The sequence below is a fragment of the Paenibacillus sp. FSL K6-0108 genome (genome assembly GCF_045040695.1).
Taxonomy (GTDB): domain Bacteria; phylum Bacillota; class Bacilli; order Paenibacillales; family Paenibacillaceae; genus Paenibacillus; species Paenibacillus pabuli_B.
Genome location: NZ_CP150288.1, coordinates 54,560 through 70,064, shown reverse-complemented (window position 1 = coordinate 70,064; position 15,505 = coordinate 54,560). Strand labels below are relative to the sequence as shown.

15 protein-coding genes are annotated in these 15,505 nt (G+C 48.2%); all 15 read right to left on the bottom strand.

Annotated elements, in window-relative coordinates; all coding sequences use genetic code 11:
* The 15 genes from nadC to MHB49_RS00245 all read right to left on the bottom strand — a co-directional run bounded on the left by nadC (position 1) and on the right by MHB49_RS00245 (position 15,405).
* Positions 1–867: a carboxylating nicotinate-nucleotide diphosphorylase gene (gene nadC / locus MHB49_RS00315; RefSeq protein ID WP_247902978.1), complete on the bottom strand. Its 867-nt coding sequence runs from the start codon at positions 865–867 to the stop codon at positions 1–3.
* Positions 864–2,483, bottom strand: coding sequence for an L-aspartate oxidase (gene nadB / locus MHB49_RS00310; RefSeq protein ID WP_405154621.1), 1,620 nt, complete (start codon positions 2,481–2,483; stop codon positions 864–866). The genes nadC and nadB overlap by 4 nt, the downstream gene beginning before the upstream one ends.
* 36 nt (positions 2,484–2,519) lie before the next feature.
* Entirely contained in the window at positions 2,520–3,458 is a 939-nt protein-coding gene (gene nadA, locus MHB49_RS00305; protein WP_247902977.1) for a quinolinate synthase NadA, read from the bottom strand.
* 295 nt (positions 3,459–3,753) lie between these two features.
* Positions 3,754–5,799, bottom strand: coding sequence for an ATP-dependent zinc metalloprotease FtsH (ftsH, locus tag MHB49_RS00300; protein WP_405154620.1), 2,046 nt, complete (start codon positions 5,797–5,799; stop codon positions 3,754–3,756).
* A 101-nt stretch (positions 5,800–5,900) separates the two neighbouring features.
* Entirely contained in the window at positions 5,901–6,440 is a 540-nt protein-coding gene (gene hpt, locus MHB49_RS00295; protein ID WP_247900154.1) for a hypoxanthine phosphoribosyltransferase, read from the bottom strand.
* 53 nt (positions 6,441–6,493) lie between these two features.
* Positions 6,494–7,933, bottom strand: a complete 1,440-nt coding sequence (gene tilS / locus MHB49_RS00290) for a tRNA lysidine(34) synthetase TilS (protein ID WP_247900153.1) — start codon at positions 7,931–7,933, stop codon at positions 6,494–6,496.
* Between the two features lie 44 nt (positions 7,934–7,977).
* Entirely contained in the window at positions 7,978–8,925 is a 948-nt protein-coding gene (locus MHB49_RS00285) for a serine/threonine protein kinase (protein WP_405154619.1), read from the bottom strand.
* Positions 8,909–9,661 carry a VWA domain-containing protein gene (locus MHB49_RS00280; protein WP_076292125.1) on the bottom strand — a complete coding sequence of 251 codons (753 nt, stop codon included), beginning with the start codon at positions 9,659–9,661 and terminating at the stop codon, positions 8,909–8,911. Before MHB49_RS00280 ends, MHB49_RS00285 begins: the two co-directional genes overlap by 17 nt.
* An 85-nt stretch (positions 9,662–9,746) precedes the next feature.
* Positions 9,747–12,254, bottom strand: a complete 2,508-nt coding sequence (gene spoIIE, locus MHB49_RS00275) for a stage II sporulation protein E (RefSeq protein WP_405154618.1) — start codon at positions 12,252–12,254, stop codon at positions 9,747–9,749.
* A gap of 500 nt (positions 12,255–12,754) precedes the next feature.
* On the bottom strand, positions 12,755–13,279 hold the full coding sequence (locus MHB49_RS00270; protein ID WP_056697430.1) for a S1 domain-containing RNA-binding protein: 525 nt from the start codon (positions 13,277–13,279) through the stop codon (positions 12,755–12,757).
* A gap of 198 nt (positions 13,280–13,477) precedes the next feature.
* Complete coding sequence (locus MHB49_RS00265; RefSeq protein WP_247900150.1) at positions 13,478–13,813, bottom strand: septum formation initiator family protein; 336 nt, start codon at positions 13,811–13,813, stop codon at positions 13,478–13,480.
* A gap of 11 nt (positions 13,814–13,824) precedes the next feature.
* A complete protein-coding gene (gene yabQ, locus MHB49_RS00260; RefSeq protein ID WP_247900149.1) occupies positions 13,825–14,394 on the bottom strand; it encodes a spore cortex biosynthesis protein YabQ in 570 nt (189 codons plus the stop codon).
* Entirely contained in the window at positions 14,391–14,675 is a 285-nt protein-coding gene (gene yabP / locus MHB49_RS00255; protein ID WP_247900148.1) for a sporulation protein YabP, read from the bottom strand. The genes yabQ and yabP overlap by 4 nt, the downstream gene beginning before the upstream one ends.
* Before the next feature lie 179 nt (positions 14,676–14,854).
* Positions 14,855–15,133, bottom strand: coding sequence for an RNA-binding S4 domain-containing protein (locus MHB49_RS00250; protein WP_024633720.1), 279 nt, complete (start codon positions 15,131–15,133; stop codon positions 14,855–14,857).
* Positions 15,133–15,405, bottom strand: coding sequence for an HU family DNA-binding protein (locus MHB49_RS00245; protein ID WP_017691362.1), 273 nt, complete (start codon positions 15,403–15,405; stop codon positions 15,133–15,135). The genes MHB49_RS00250 and MHB49_RS00245 overlap by 1 nt, the downstream gene beginning before the upstream one ends.
* Positions 15,406–15,505 lie beyond the last annotated feature (100 nt).

Sequence of the window (15,505 nt, the reverse complement as noted above, 5' to 3'; positions counted from 1 at the left end):
TCACCCCTCTTTCTTTTCGTTTAAATCCAGGCTGATATCCAGGCTCTCAAAAGAGTAGGTTAACCTGCCAACTGAAATTACATCCACTCCGCTCTCTGCAATACCACGAATGGTATTTAGTGAGACGTTGCCCGATGCTTCCACCTTCACATGCGGAGCCTGCTCACGAATAAGAGCGACGGCCTCACGCATCCGATCTGGGTGCATGTTATCCAGCATAATGATATCTGACCCAGCCTGCAAGGCTTCTCTGACCTGTTCCAGGTTTTCGGTCTCGACTTCAATGGTCATGGTATGTGGAATGACTGCCCGTGCACGCTGCACCGCTTCAGTGATTCCGCCTGCGCCCTTGATATGATTATCCTTAATCATGACGGCATCATAGAGGCCGAACCGATGATTTGCTCCGCCACCAACTCGCACTGCATACTTTTCAAGCAAACGGTGCCCTGGTGTTGTTTTACGAGTATCGACCAGTCGTGTAGAAAGGCCATCCAACGCATCAACATAAGTACGCGTACGGGTAGCAATACCAGACATGCGCTGCAGCAGATTAAGAGCCAAGCGCTCTCCTGTAAGCAGGCTATGTGTGCTTCCTTCCACCTCAGCCAGAATTGTACCATGGGTAACTGCGTCACCGTCTTTTACCCTCGGCGTGAATACAAGGCCAGGATCGACTACCTGAAACACGAGTTCGGCTACCGTAATTCCTGCAATAATTCCATTGTCTTTGGCATGGATAACGGCCTTGGACAGGCTGCCCGCGGGAATCGTCACACTTGTTGTGACATCCCCTGCACCAACATCCTCACGAAGCCAGTTTTTGATGGATTCGATGAGTCCTTCATTATATCCGTTCAGTATCATGACATCAATTCCTCCACAATCGCTTGTTCTCGCTGCTGCAGACTGTGCTTCTGCCATACGGCATCGTCACGCTGCGGGAAATCCTCACGGTAGTGGGCTCCCCGACTTTCCTCGCGGTGTAATGCTCCAGTGGTAACCAGCCAGGCACAGGTCAACAGGTTGGCATATTCCATCTCTTCTTTGTGAGTAAACTTCTGATCAAAAAATGGAAGTTCTTGTTGCAGTTTTTCCATTGCTGCTTGTAGATTACCGCCATTCCGGCGCAGTCCCACCTGACGTACCATCATTTTTTGCAGACGCAAGCGCCTTTCGGATACCGGCTTCTGCTCATCCTTTATAATTCTGCTCAAGCTTGTTGATGCAGGAGCCCCTTTGTGCAGTGAAGCAAGTGGAGGAAGAGATTGAATACGATCAACGATTCTCCGGCCAAACACAATTGCTTCAGACAGAGAATTGCTCGCCAAACGATTAGCGCCATGCACTCCAGTAGAGGATACCTCACCGCAGGCAAATAACCGGCCAATACTGCTCTCCCCGCTGAGATCCGTCTTCACTCCGCCCATCATGTAATGTGCAGCAGGAGCGACCGGAATCCAGTCTGTGGTCATATCCAGTCCGTATCGCATACAGGTCTCATAAATGGTAGGAAACCGATGCTTAATCATCTCCGCCGGTTCATGCGTGATATCCAAATATACAAACGTACTGTTTGTCGATTCCATCTCACTGACAATAGCCCGGGCGACGATATCACGTGGTGCCAGTTCAAGCTGTGCATGATATCGTTCCATGAAGCGCTCGCCTTTCACATTGCGCAAATAGGCTCCTTCGCCACGTACCGCCTCGGACACCAGGAAACGTGGTGCTCCCGGATAACAAAGGGAGGTCGGGTGAAATTGGATAAACTCCATGTCTCGGACAACCGCTCCGGCACGATAGGCCATCGCCACGCCATCTGCTGTAGCCACTTCCGGGTTAGTTGTATATCGATACAACTGTCCAGCCCCGCCAGAGCATAATACGGTTGCCTCTGCCTTCACAAATACTTGCGAACCGTCAGCCTTCTGAACCAACGCACCTACACATTCTCCCTGCTCTGTAATCAGGTCAATGACAAAATGCTCATCCCATACTTCAATCCCCGGATGTTCATTGGCCTGTGAAGCCAGTGCACGTACAATCTCATATCCCGTTGCATCGCCATTAGCATGCAAAATACGGCGGTGGCTATGCGCACCTTCCTGCGTCAACGCCAACTCGCCGTTCTCCAGATCAAACAAAGTACCCAGTCGAATCAGTTCTTTCACTCCGTCCGGGCCCTCGTTCACCAATGCTTCGACTGCTTCGGAGCGGCAAAGTCCCGCTCCGGCAACAAGTGTATCTTGCAAATGGTAGGCAGGTGAATCATCCTCAGCAATAACTGCAGCAATGCCCCCTTGCGCATACCGGGTGTTACTTTCCAGTAATGACTTCTTCGTGATCATCAACACACTACGTTGTTCACTCGCCTTGATCGCAGTAAACAAACCAGCAATGCCCGAACCAATAACCAGCACATCCGTCTCCACCATCGGCAGCGCGGACAGATCAAAATCCACTAAGTATTGCGGTATCATGTTATTTCACCTGTCTTGGAGCAAGAGTAGCGCATGCTACTTCACCAGTAACATGCGCTCTAGTGATTCTCTGGCTTTGTCGGCAACGGCTGGCGGCACGTAAATTTGCGGCTTCATCGTCTCCAGGCATTTAACCAGCTTTTTCAAGTTGTTAACCTTCATATTCGGACATACGAGGAACTTGGTAGCAAAGTGGAATTGTTTATCCGGGCTATCGAGACGCAGTTGATATCCTGTGCCATCCTCGGTGCCTACGATAAATTCTTTAGCGGAAGAATTCTTGCAATATTCCAGAATAGCGGTTGTGCTACCTACGAAATCACCCATCTCTACAACCTCAGGGCGACATTCCGGGTGAACAACGAACTCGGCATCTGGATGCTTCGCTCTCATCTCAACCACGTCTTTGACTGTCAGCATATCATGGGTATTGCAGTAACCTTCCCAGATAATCATTTTCTTGTCTGTATGTTGTTGCACATAATGTCCCAGATTTTTATCCGGTACCCAGATGATTTCATCGGAATCAACAGATTGAATGACTCTGACAGCATTGGCCGATGTACAACAAATGTCGGTCTCTGCCTTGATCTCAGCTGAAGAATTGATGTACGTTACAACTTTGGCATTCGGGTGCTGTGCTTTCAATTTACGTAAGCCTTCAACGTTAACCATATCTGCCATAGGGCAGCCTGCACGCTCGTCGGGGATGATAACCGTTTTGTTAGGGGCAAGAATTTTAGCGCTTTCACCCATAAAATGAACCCCACAGAAAACGATAACATCCGCATCGGTTTGTGCTGCCTTCTGGGCCAGCAGAAACGAATCCCCTCGGAAGTCAGCGACCTCCTGCACCTCGTCACGTTGATAATAATGGGCAAGAATAATGGCATTCCGTTCCTTCTTCAACTCCATCAGCCGCTCACGCAGCTCCCGGTTCATCTCAGCCTTGCGCTCTAAAGCCAGAGCTTCCACCTGTGATCCTCTCCTTATCGGGACAGCCTCATCCGCTGTTTCATATGGCAAATCCAAGTCGTTATTTTCGCTTGAGAAACGAATCACAAGCGGTTTAACAACTAATGTACACAACGTTCACGACTCTGTCAATAAATGAAAAGAGCCCGGAACAATGGCATAACCGGCTATTTCCTACGTAGTTCGCCCTAAAGCTCCCGGTTATCATTATCTATGCAATTTAAATGATTATAAAAAAAAGAGAGCCCTGGGGCTCTCTTTTTCATCTACCACAATAGGCAGACGATGTTATACATTAAGACGTTGGCTTCGGTCCACCATCATCCGGGTCATTGCTGTTCCCTTTGTCCAGATTCGGAGCTTCGTTAGGAATATCTCCGGCTGGTGGCTCAGGCGTTTCATCCTTGCCTTGGATACGGACGCGTACATCACCGATGTTATCGATGATCGCCTCTCCGCCTTCGCTAGGCGTACCTTCTCCTTCGTTGCTGTTTTCATCTTTAGGAGCCAGGGAACCCGTCTCGATCAATTGCTTGATCTGATCCATTTCCAATGTCTCCACTTCCAGCAACGTTTGAGCGATTAGATGCATCTCTTTCGTATGTTTAACGAGCAAGTCCTTACATTTCTCGTAACATTCGTTAATAAAGCGTTGCATTTCCTGATCAATCTCATAAGCGATGGAATCCGAGTAATTCTGTTCGTGACCGATATCCCGACCAAGGAATACCTGTCCCTGCGAACTACCAAACTGCATAGGTCCCAGCTTCTCACTCATACCGTATTCCATAACCATGCTGCGAACAATACCTGTCGCTTGTTGGAAGTCACTGTATGCACCAGTACCAATCTCACCGATGAACAGTTCTTCAGCAACACGACCTCCAAGTAGTCCGGTTACTTTATCCAACAGCTCTTGTTTGGTCACCAACATGCGGTCTTCTTTTGGCAACATGATTACATACCCACCCGCACGTCCGCGCGGAATGATGGTCACTTTATGTACCATATCAGCATGTTCCAGGAAGTATCCTACAATCGTATGGCCTGCTTCGTGATATGCAACGATGCGCTTCTCACGGTCACTGATAACACGGCTTTTCTTCTCCGTACCCACGATGACACGGTCAATCGCCTCGTCAACTTCTTTCATGGAAATATCTCTGCGATTACGACGTGCCGCAAGCAATGCCGCTTCATTCAAGAGATTTTCCAAATCTGCGCCGGAGAACCCGGTTGTACGCTTCGCGATAATATCCAACTTCACGTCTTTGGTGAGTGGTTTGTTGCGAGAGTGTACTTTCAGAACCGCTTCACGACCTTTTACGTCAGGACGGTCAACCGTGATTTGACGGTCAAATCGACCTGGACGCAGCAAGGCAGGGTCCAGAATATCTGCACGGTTCGTTGCGGCAACGATGATAATACCTTCATTGGCTCCGAATCCGTCCATTTCAACGAGTAACTGGTTGAGGGTTTGTTCACGTTCATCGTGGCCTCCACCAAGACCAGCACCACGCTGACGTCCTACAGCATCAATCTCATCGATAAAGATGATACATGGGGCGTTTTTCTTTGCATTTTCAAACAAGTCACGTACACGAGATGCACCGACACCGACGAACATTTCAACGAAGTCAGAACCGGAAATACTGAAGAATGGTACACCCGCTTCACCGGCTACAGCACGAGCGAGCAAGGTTTTACCTGTACCTGGAGGACCTACAAGCAATACGCCTTTAGGAATCCGGGCACCTACTGCTGCGAATTTACGAGGGTCCTTGAGGAAGTCCACGACTTCAACAAGCTCCTGTTTCTCTTCGTCAGCACCCGCAACATCTTCAAATGTAACCCGTTTCTTCTCTTCGTTATAGAGACGGGCACGGCTTTTACCAAAGTTCATTACTTTACCGCCGCCGCCTTGAGCCTGATTAAACAGGAAGAAGAACAGCAGGAACATAATGATCAAAGGAATAAAGGAAGTCAGCAACGTCAACCAGATGCTGTCACCTTTCATAGGTTCCTGATGATATTGGAATTTGTTCGTTTCGCTTGCAGTTACAAGCTCACTAATTGCCTCATCCGTAGGAGGAATATACGTTGAGAAATTTTCTGATTTGGCTCCGTCAGGCGTCTCCCTGTATTGACCGGTCACGAGGTACGTCTGACCGTTGAATTGAACCGTCAATTCAGAGACGTTATTGGCCTTGATCGCCGCGCGCAACTGATCATATCTAGGATTATCGGTGGCTTCGCCGCCATTGCTGACGAACTGGACTATCCCCACCACAACTAAAAAAAGAATCAAATAAAAAGCAGAATTCCGGATGAACCGATTCATCCCCTACCTCCTCTCGAGACACTTTAATTATTTTAACATAGCCCGACATGGCTTCTCAACAGAAGCCACCAACAGATATGGGCTTGGAGCTAGCTTAAACATTAGTTGCTGTAAACTTCCGGTTTCAGAATCCCGATGTAAGGGAGGTTCCGGTACTTCTCAGCATAATCCAGGCCATAGCCAACGATAAATGCATCCGGAATGTCAAAACCTGTGTAATGAGCTTCAAGTTCAACCTTGCGACCTGAAGGCTTGTCAAATAGCGTAACTACGCGGACGGATTCAGCACCGCGATTCTGCAAGAGCTCGATCAAATAACTGAGCGTGAGCCCACTATCAATAATGTCCTCTACAATCAGAACCTCGCGTCCCTCAACAGGTTCATCCAGATCCTTAATGATTTTGACCACGCCAGATGATTTGGTGGAAGCGCCGTAACTCGATACTGCCATGAAATCCATCTCAACAGGTACCGTAATGTTCTTAACCAAATCAGCCATAAATATAAACGCACCCTTGAGCACACAAATGACCAAAGGATTGCGATTTGCATATTCGGCACTTATTGTTGCGCCTAATTCCTTGATTTTACTCTGAATCTCTTCTTCACTGATCAATACTTCCTGAATGTCGTTCTGCAACTGTGCGAACCTCCTAAGTTATACATATGAAAGCCTTACCTGAACCATAACCACTACCCCTGAATCGCTGAATCGCCTACAGTCATGTACAGGATTACGGAAGTATCCTCCCTGACAGGAGCTACACTGGACCGGCGAACACCCGGTAACCAGATGATATTGCCTGCTCCGTCACATACCACGGGAACCCGTGAACGGACAGAAGGGGGAATTTTCTCATCGATGAAAATATTTTTCACCTTTTTGCTTCCGTTTAATCCCATCACTTTCATGGTATCTCCAGGTAACCGTGAACGCACAACCAGCGGCATAAGCAGTTGATCCGCATCAAATGCGGCATGATCCGCCGATTCCGGTACATGATAGTCCTCGGGACTCATCGGAACGAGCCGAACATGTCGGTCGATTTCCGTGAGAGAAAGCTCATAAGTTCCGCTCCATTGAGCAAGACGATATTCGTAAGATTGATCCTGTACGTCAGTCCGTATGCCAAAAGAGATCAGATCATACTCCCGGGTGCAGGCGAGTGTCTGTCCTATATCCAGGCTCCAGGTCGTCGCGTCAGGCTGGATGACCTTACGACGAATGGTTTCAATACGGGTAAAGTCGACAAAATCACTGTCCAAAGGCAGATAATTCAATATTAGTTTAATCAACCTTCGTTGTAAAGCGACATGTAACTTCAAAAAGGAAGGCACCTCAAAGGTTTGCCTTCCGCCGTTCGCCTGCACTAGACACCTGTATGCGTCATATGCACCCTGCTCCATGAAATCGTCTTCATCGCCTACAATTTCGGCAAGTCGATTCAAAGACGGCGTCAACTGTCCATTATATTGCCCCAAAAAAGGGAGCACATCCAAGCGAATGGCATTACGCCGATATTTACGCAGGGAATTGCTTTCATCATTAAAATACAGAAAACCCTGGGTATTACAAGCTTCTACAAGGTCTGTCTTGTTTATACGAAGGCATGGACGAATAAGTTCCACATTTTTTTCCCGACGTTTAAACTTCATTCCTGCGAGTCCGGAAAGCCCACTGCCACGCAGCAAATGGAGCATAACCGTCTCTGCCTGATCGTCAGCATGATGGGCCAGTGCAATGCTCGCCGCATTGTATTTGGCAGCCACCTGATGCAGAAACTCATATCGCTTGTTGCGCGCGGCTTCCTGAGAACCTTGACCAGTAAGCTTCATATAAGAAGGTACATCGGCCTTCACCCACTCAAATGTTATGTCGAGCCGGTGCGCAAGTTCCTCCATCATCTCGGCTTCATGATCGGATTCATCCCGGAAGCCATGATGTACATGCGCGCAAATCAATTCCAGCGGAATATGCCTGGTACTGATCTCATGCATAATATGCAAAAAAGCTACCGAGTCCGGTCCGCCCGATACTGCGACGACAATCCGATCCCCGGGAACCCATAACTGATGCTCTTCCGCTGCATCCAGCACGTTATTCACCAGCTTGTTCCAGCGTAAAGCCTCCATACCTGTTCCTCATTCCTTACGTTATGTATATGCACTCTCACAGGTCAGAATCGCAGTGCATAGATGAGTACCCCAATAAGTAGTATAACGGATACAGCAAATGCATTTTTGAGCCAACGTGGTGTTGTACTTTTGGAACGGCGACGAAGAGGAGAAGGGCGTGACATCATCTCTTTCCAGACCTTAGCCGCGTGTCCTGCATCCTGAAACTGACCTCGTAATGCCTGAATAGTCCAGTTTCGAAAAGGGCGAAGACGTTCACTGCGCTCCACAAGAGCTGTAAGCTGGTTTACACTTCGCAGTTGGGGCAATCCTTCTGCAGCCAGCACTTTGAGTGCATCAGCTTCAAGTACATGAATCAATAATAACGCAAAAGCAAACACATCATAGGTACCATCTGCTGTTCGGCTGCCCGCATTCCAGAATCCGCGATCATACCATTCCGTGAACTGTTTGACGCTCCGGCCGATAGAAGTCACTCCACCATAGTCGATAAGTTCTACCTGCCCATAATCCGATACCAGTACGTTCTGAGGTTTGAGATCGCCAAACACCCATCCCGCATGGTGCAATTGAGCCAGCTTCTGCAGTAGTCTGAGTCCAACCAGAAGTGTCCAATCCGTTCCCTGACGCCGAATGAAGTGGTGCAGAGATTCCCCCCTAACGTAACGCATCACATAAAAAGGAATATCACGACCACGAATGGCGTAATCATCCACATCTTTCAGATAAGAAGGAATGCCACTCTGCCGAAGGGCCTCATGATTACGCTGTAATTGAAAAGATTTGAGCACATTAATTTCTGATTGCAGATCTACAGGGTCAAATCCCATTTTAAGAGCATAATGTTTGCCATTCTCACCCCGCTGGACAAGAAAAACGATGCCGTTGGCTCCTTTGCCCAGCAGCTTCCGAATCGTATAACGGCTGCGATTCCATTTCCCTGTGATGACTGTTCCTGGCGGGAAAGAGGCGTCAGACAACGTTGTCACCGAGCATCCCTTCTCTTTCAATGCGATAGTTCCCTTCTATTTCCTGCTGTCCCTCCAGTGTACCATAACGGTAAAAATCAATCACCCTTTGAATCGCAGGACCTGTCGGCGTCGCTCCCTTCATTTGCAAACGTCCAAATAGTGAACGAACACGGCTCGGATCAACTGTCCAGTCGATGTCCATGACAGCTTCTTCTCCGCTATGTCGTCCAGGAAAATGAAAGACAGAAAGATGGCTCTGACCCATACGTGCCTGCAAGCTAAGCATTAAATCCCGAATCCCTTCCTCCACAGCAGCTAGCTTCGGCTTCATACTGGCACTTACATCAATGAGAAGAACCACTTGAAGCGGTGTTGTCTCCGCCATATCCTCCATCACTTCAACCACCTGTGCACGTTTAGCCGGTTCAAGGTCTGTTACCGTTTTGGGCTCGTGCTCTCCCAGAATTTGTGTTAACTCTCTATTAACCGCCTGTTGAATGGTCTGAACCACCGTTTTTCTTGTCATCATCTGCATCGTATGGGCAAGCTGTCTGGTGCCTACGATCTGACTGATTCCACCTCCGGCTTTGGCAATATCCTCGATCTCCCGACTGCCCAACTCACCAATAGTTCCATAATCAATAACACCGACCACGTTGACTGTAATTCCCTCTTCCCGCGCCTCCGCCGCAGCCAGCACCGGGCTTGCACCTACATTGGAACAACCGTCGGTGATCAACAATATTTGTTTCATCCGATATCCCTCCGTTTTGGGTTACTCTCCAACTCTATGACTAGCATTGCCAGAATGAAGAGACTTCAAACAGAGGAATATCCAATTAACTAACGGTACGCGGACGTTCCATCCGGCTTATTCCGGGCACTCTCAAAGTGGCCCACTCCGGGCGATAATGTTCTATTTTGCCTACAATTACAGTCATATCATCATAGATCTCATTCTGCTGATAACGAATAACACTTTCAAGCAGGCAGTCAGCTACTTCCTGAGGATCATCACTATCAATTTCCTGAATGAGGCGTTTCATCCATAGTTCTTTATTGACGGCATACCCCGGTGCATCGTAGATGCCATCTGTCATCATAATTAAAACATCCCCTGGTTGAAGCTGTACGGTTACCAGATCCACCTCAATATCTTTGATGATTCCAATCGGCAGATTGCTGGCCGAAACCTGAATAACCTCCTGCCCTCGTTTAATAAAACTTGGAGTTGAGCCGATTTTCATGAATGTGGTCTCTGCCGTATATTCATCGATCAGAGCCATATCGACCGTTGCATACATCTCTTCAGGAGAACGCAGCATCAGAACGGAATTTACCGATTTGATCGCCAGCTTCTCATCCATGCCCGATTGTAACAACTGTTCCAGTATATTTAGTGCAGCACTGCTCTCCATGCGTGCCCGTTCCCCATTGCCCATCCCATCGCTAAGCGCAACTGCAAATGTACCATTGCCCAGTTCAACCGTACTGAAACTGTCCCCGGACATCACATCTCCCCCTTTGGCGGCAGCAGCAACACCCGTTGTTATCTCAAACGTTTTGGCAGAGCCAAAGGTGACTGTCGCCAGCCCTTGGCGAGGGTCGAGCATCGTCTCATTCAAGACGGCGATATGCTCGTCCAGTACATCCGAGATTAGCGGAGCGATCATTTTTCGGCACTCGTCAAATCCCCGTGTATAGGCATGAACAATCTCTATTTCCACATTCCCCGCTTCCAGATTAATGATTTCAATAGAATGTATGGACAGACCTAACGATTCAAGCGCATCCCGAATCTGTTCCTCCTGATGTACCATTTCCTCACTTTCCCGCTGAATTTCTTTGGCCAGGTCCTCCATCACCTGGGATACCCCTGATAATTGCTCTGCAACCAGCTGTCGACTATCTATAATCTGACGTTTCCATTGCATGTTATGTTGATGCAGACCATACTGAGCACGCATTACTTCGAGCACTTCTTCCGGTTTCGCACATACCCTGTTCCATTCCACGGGAATCTGCTTTCCTGACATCTCCGGGTTGGCCTCAATGGAACTCATCACGTCCGTCATATATTTATAGGTTTGAATAAACTTGGCATCCCAGCATTGGGCGCGCTTAAAGCAACCCGAACACGTCCCTTCGGCTACAGCATTCATGAAATGCTCCATCCCGCCTTCGTTCTGTAACGGCTCCCCCGCGCCGGACATTTGATCGAAGCTGCGTGACAGTTGACGGAATACCTGCGAAAAACGGGTAACTCGTTCTGCGGTGACATCCCGTATTCTCTTCGCATATTCATGCTGCGATTTCGTGTGATCCTGCGTGCCAGGAACATATTTGGAGATGGCCGTCATCATGCTTTTAGGCGTCAACATAAACAGCGCTATGGCTGCACAAGTTTCCCATAAGGAATTCATGACATCTCCCGGACCACCCAGATATATGGACAAAATGGAGGAACCCAGCAGCATACCCAGCGCAACCGCTGCGCGTTTACCCTCCCGGAGCATACCCGCCAGCATGCCAGCAAAAGCAAGCAGACTCATCTGATATACTGCCGACATGTCGGCCAAACTCAGAATGAGGCCAGTAATAACCCCAACCGAGGCTCCTAGGGGGGCTCCGCCCACCAGCGCAAAGACTAGAATGAGATACCGAGAGAGTATATGCTCTACGGACAAAGATTGAATCGTCCAGCCCACCGCCCCCGTCATAACGGAAGCCAGCAGGATGATCAGACAGAGGATCTCCTCGTTCTTCAGGTTGAACTTTTTTTTGCGATAGGTGAAGATAGGTATGGCCTGTATGAAAACAAGGGTAAGCACAAAGCTGAGTACAGAATCCATGGTGAGCATCAGCATGGCGTACCAGCTGAAAGACGGCCCAATGACAACGGCGAATAACTTGACCATAAAAGTAGTCGTAAACACCATCGTTGGCGCATAAGATAATTCAGCACGGTCATAAGACTCCAACCCTCTGAACAACAGATAGAAGATGGCGAGCTCCGAAGCAACAATCAGAGGTACCGGGAACGGGGCAAAAAGACTTCCTGCCAGCAGCGCGGCTCCTACCGGAATAATGTAATCCCTGCGCATGAAAGCAATTACCGCAAAATAAGCAATCGCAAAGGGCGATAATTCATTCAGAATCATAGCCTTGCCCAATAAAAATCCCATAAAGGTGAGAAGCAGCACCCATTTACGTGCAGCAACGATCTGGACGGCCTTGCGGGAGCTAATCCACTGTTTCAGACGTACCGACAGCTCCTCCCGAGCTTCTGTACCCCCTTTACCAGCTTTCATTCCCGGAAATTGAATGACATTCCACTTTTCCATCATCCTCAAGGCACCCCATTCGATTAATTTGATTTTCATGTTTCGTTCTCGATGGTTCTGATTATAGATAGAATAGAAGACGTAGTTTGTCACAATTGGTGGGTAGGGTCCAAAAACTTTACGACAAAAGAAACAGAGGCGGCGCGGTGGTGTGGAACCCCCGGCCTTATTGTGGTTTCATCCGTTTGACAAGCCCCTTGCCGACAGGTCACTTGTCTGATTTTGAACCGGACGCGCTTCGCCATCGCCACAATTTGAGCAGGATACCTGTGGAATGCCACGGAAACCTGTCGGTAAAAAATGGTAGACGACAAATGTTCTTATGTAGTTTCTTTCCTGTGCAGAAAAACTGGGGATATGGAGCTTCACTTTACAAAAACGGCAATGAATGCGGTTAAATGTCTATATCTAAACGGATAACTTCAAAATTAAAAAAGACGCAAAAAAACCGCCAGCCCCAAGGCTAACGGTTTTTCTTATATTTTAAATCAGGTTGAACCAGATTACACGCGTTTGGCGCCACGGCCACCACGTTTGCCTTCTGTGTTCTTCTTCAACGAAGAAATCCGTTCTTCGCTATCTTTCAGGAAGCGTGACATTTTATCCTCAAATGAAGGTTTGCCTGCTGCGGGCTTGAAAGAACGGCCTCCGCGGTCACGGTTGAATCCACCACCGCCGCCACGGCCTTGGCCACCACTTGGGCCTCCACCGCTGAATCGTTCGCGATCTCCTCCACTGCGTTCCGGTCTAGGAGCTCTTGGGGGTCTGGACTGCGTTTGTTGCTCAACCGGTTTGTCAACAGCCTGTTTGATGGAAAGTCCGATCTTGCCGTCTTTGTCAACGTTGATAACCTTTACTGTAACTTGGTCATTCAGCTTCAGGTGGTCGTTGACATCTTTGACATAATTGTCGGCGATTTCCGAGATGTGAACGAGACCCGTGACACCTCCTGACAGATCCACAAATGCTCCAAAATGCGTGATTCCTGTCACCTTGCCCTCTAACTTGGTGCCCACTTCAATTGCCATAGAATAAAATGATCCTCCCTTAAAAATATACAACCCGATTTTTTGAATGCCAAAATCATGCTGTGCTACTTGTAATTATACCTTATGCCACAAACCAAGGTCAACTGAGCACTGCCCCATAAGGCAGCCTAATTTTTCCGGTATAACGGCTTCAGACATATAGATAACAATCCTTGCTCAATAATGAGCCAAATTACATCAGTTCCCTGACTCTTCAACCTGAATTGGTGTTTCTTCAGGTAGATAGTATCCTTTTTTTCGAGCCAGCTGTCCTATGTATTCGGGATCCTTCAACCGACTGACTTCGTACTTCAATTGATCCAGCTTCTTCAATGTCTCTTCCTTTGAAGATTGCTGGGCAGCCAGATGAGAGCTCTTGTCCGAAATTTGCGCAGTCTGCACAAGGAACGTATAACCTGCCCATATGATAAAGACAACCATAAAAGTCATCCAGAGCATGAGACGCCTTTTGGCACCTGCAGATTTTCCTTGGCCTGCCGGAACTTTTGATTTGCTCATAGGTGTTCTACCCATTTTGGACCTCCTTAAAACCAGCGTTTCCACATCGCTGCGATACTTGAACCCGCACGGATCAGGAAGCGTGGTGTAACCCAATGTTTCAGGATTGGCCTAAACATCCAGCGGAACAACTTGCCGAAAGGTACCAAACATTGCAGCACCAGCTTACCAAGGAATAACAATAGCGCGAGTACAAAACCAACTAATACGCGCACTAACTTATATAGTCCTTTAGCGGGCATAACGATCAGGATGTTAAGGATATGTCCACACCAATGAATCAGCGTTCTTGCGAGTTTAATTAACATTACCACAAAACGCTGGGTTGTAACACTTAAAAGCCAAAAATAGAAGCAAACCCCTATAATCAGCCCCAAAAAGACATAAAACCGCAGCTGTCCGTGATTCCCGGCATACAGCATCCGGAAGACGAACAGCGCGGAAGCAACCCAATACAACAGATCCAGCGTGTGGACGCTCCATCGCGGGAACCGAAGCTGACCGGACAGTACCCGGTAACTGTCGTAGGCCATCCCCATCACGGCTCCCGACATCAGCATCCACATCAATGTGATCCATTGAGTATCCGGACTCATCGGAACATCTTGCCGAACAGGCCCTTACCGTTTTTGGACTGGGAACCGGGGTCCAGATATTGAAGAGAACTGACTGTACCTTCGATGGATAACAGACCATCCTCCAGGCTCAGGTTTTTAATATGTAAATTGTGCCCCCGGATGGTCAGATGCCCAAGTTCAGTTTGCAGCAAAAATTCCTCACTGTCGAAGCTCTCCACATTGGAGACACCCGTCAGATCCAGCAGTTTCCGATTCTGCAAGCTCAGATGATGCTGTTTCGTCTTACTTTGCTCAACCATGGCATGTACCCCTCCTTCTTAACCCTAGCTTATGGATCAGAAGTGCAGAATAGAACCAAGGTTGGATGAAAGCAAAGATCTGAATATGACGCAACACAAAAAATGCCCTTCCCTGTACGGGAAAGGCATTTCTCTTCATTTTGCAATGAATGTGTACAAAAGTATATCAGGCATCCCTGTTACCAGTTCAGACCGTTATCCTTGGCGATCGGCTCTTCCTTAACCAAGGTGTAGAGGCTGCTCGCCTCATCCTTCTTGGTACTCTCGGCAAGACGCTCCACCTTCACGGTGACCAGCTTTTGACCGAACTGAACCGTAAGCTCATCGCCCACTTTGACAGCGGCGCTTGGCTTCGCTTCACGTCCGTTCACCAGCACACGTCCCTGTTCGGAAACGTCCTTGGCTACAGTGCGGCGTTTAATCAGCCGTGAGACCTTCAGGAATTTATCAAGACGCATTATTTTACGGCTTCTTTAAGTTTGTTGCCTGCTTTGAACGCAGGAACAGTGGACTCAGGAATCACGATTTCATTCCCTGTTTGCGGGTTACGTCCGGTACGACCGGAACGTTTGCGGGTCTCAAAAGTGCCAAAGCCGATCAGTTGTACTTTGTCTCCGCTGGCAAGTGCATCTGTAATTTCTCCCAAAAAGCCGTTCAATACGGACTCAACGTCTTTTTTAGTCAAACCGCTTTTGGTGGAAATGTTGTTAATCAGATCTGTTTTGTTCATTTTTAAAAGCCTCCCAAATTGAAAAAAAAGTATCTGCGAATCCGTGACAGCAGATCTGCTGCTGCTGGCTCCGCGCAAGGTTACTACACATGTATTCTGG

Coding starts and splice junctions, on each gene's coding strand:
- MHB49_RS00280 (WP_076292125.1), bottom strand. CDS start 9,661: ATGAAACAAATATTGTTGATCACCGACGGTTGTTCCAATGTAGGTGCA.
- MHB49_RS00250 (WP_024633720.1), bottom strand. CDS start 15,133: ATGCGTCTTGATAAATTCCTGAAGGTCTCACGGCTGATTAAACGCCGC.
- tilS (WP_247900153.1), bottom strand. CDS start 7,933: ATGGAGGCTTTACGCTGGAACAAGCTGGTGAATAACGTGCTGGATGCA.
- MHB49_RS00265 (WP_247900150.1), bottom strand. CDS start 13,813: ATGGGTAGAACACCTATGAGCAAATCAAAAGTTCCGGCAGGCCAAGGA.
- nadC (WP_247902978.1), bottom strand. CDS start 867: ATGATACTGAACGGATATAATGAAGGACTCATCGAATCCATCAAAAAC.
- MHB49_RS00270 (WP_056697430.1), bottom strand. CDS start 13,279: ATGGCAATTGAAGTGGGCACCAAGTTAGAGGGCAAGGTGACAGGAATC.
- nadB (WP_405154621.1), bottom strand. CDS start 2,483: ATGATACCGCAATACTTAGTGGATTTTGATCTGTCCGCGCTGCCGATG.
- yabQ (WP_247900149.1), bottom strand. CDS start 14,394: ATGAGTCCGGATACTCAATGGATCACATTGATGTGGATGCTGATGTCG.
- MHB49_RS00245 (WP_017691362.1), bottom strand. CDS start 15,405: ATGAACAAAACAGATCTGATTAACAACATTTCCACCAAAAGCGGTTTG.
- yabP (WP_247900148.1), bottom strand. CDS start 14,675: ATGGTTGAGCAAAGTAAGACGAAACAGCATCATCTGAGCTTGCAGAAT.
- ftsH (WP_405154620.1), bottom strand. CDS start 5,799: ATGAATCGGTTCATCCGGAATTCTGCTTTTTATTTGATTCTTTTTTTA.
- spoIIE (WP_405154618.1), bottom strand. CDS start 12,254: ATGATGGAAAAGTGGAATGTCATTCAATTTCCGGGAATGAAAGCTGGT.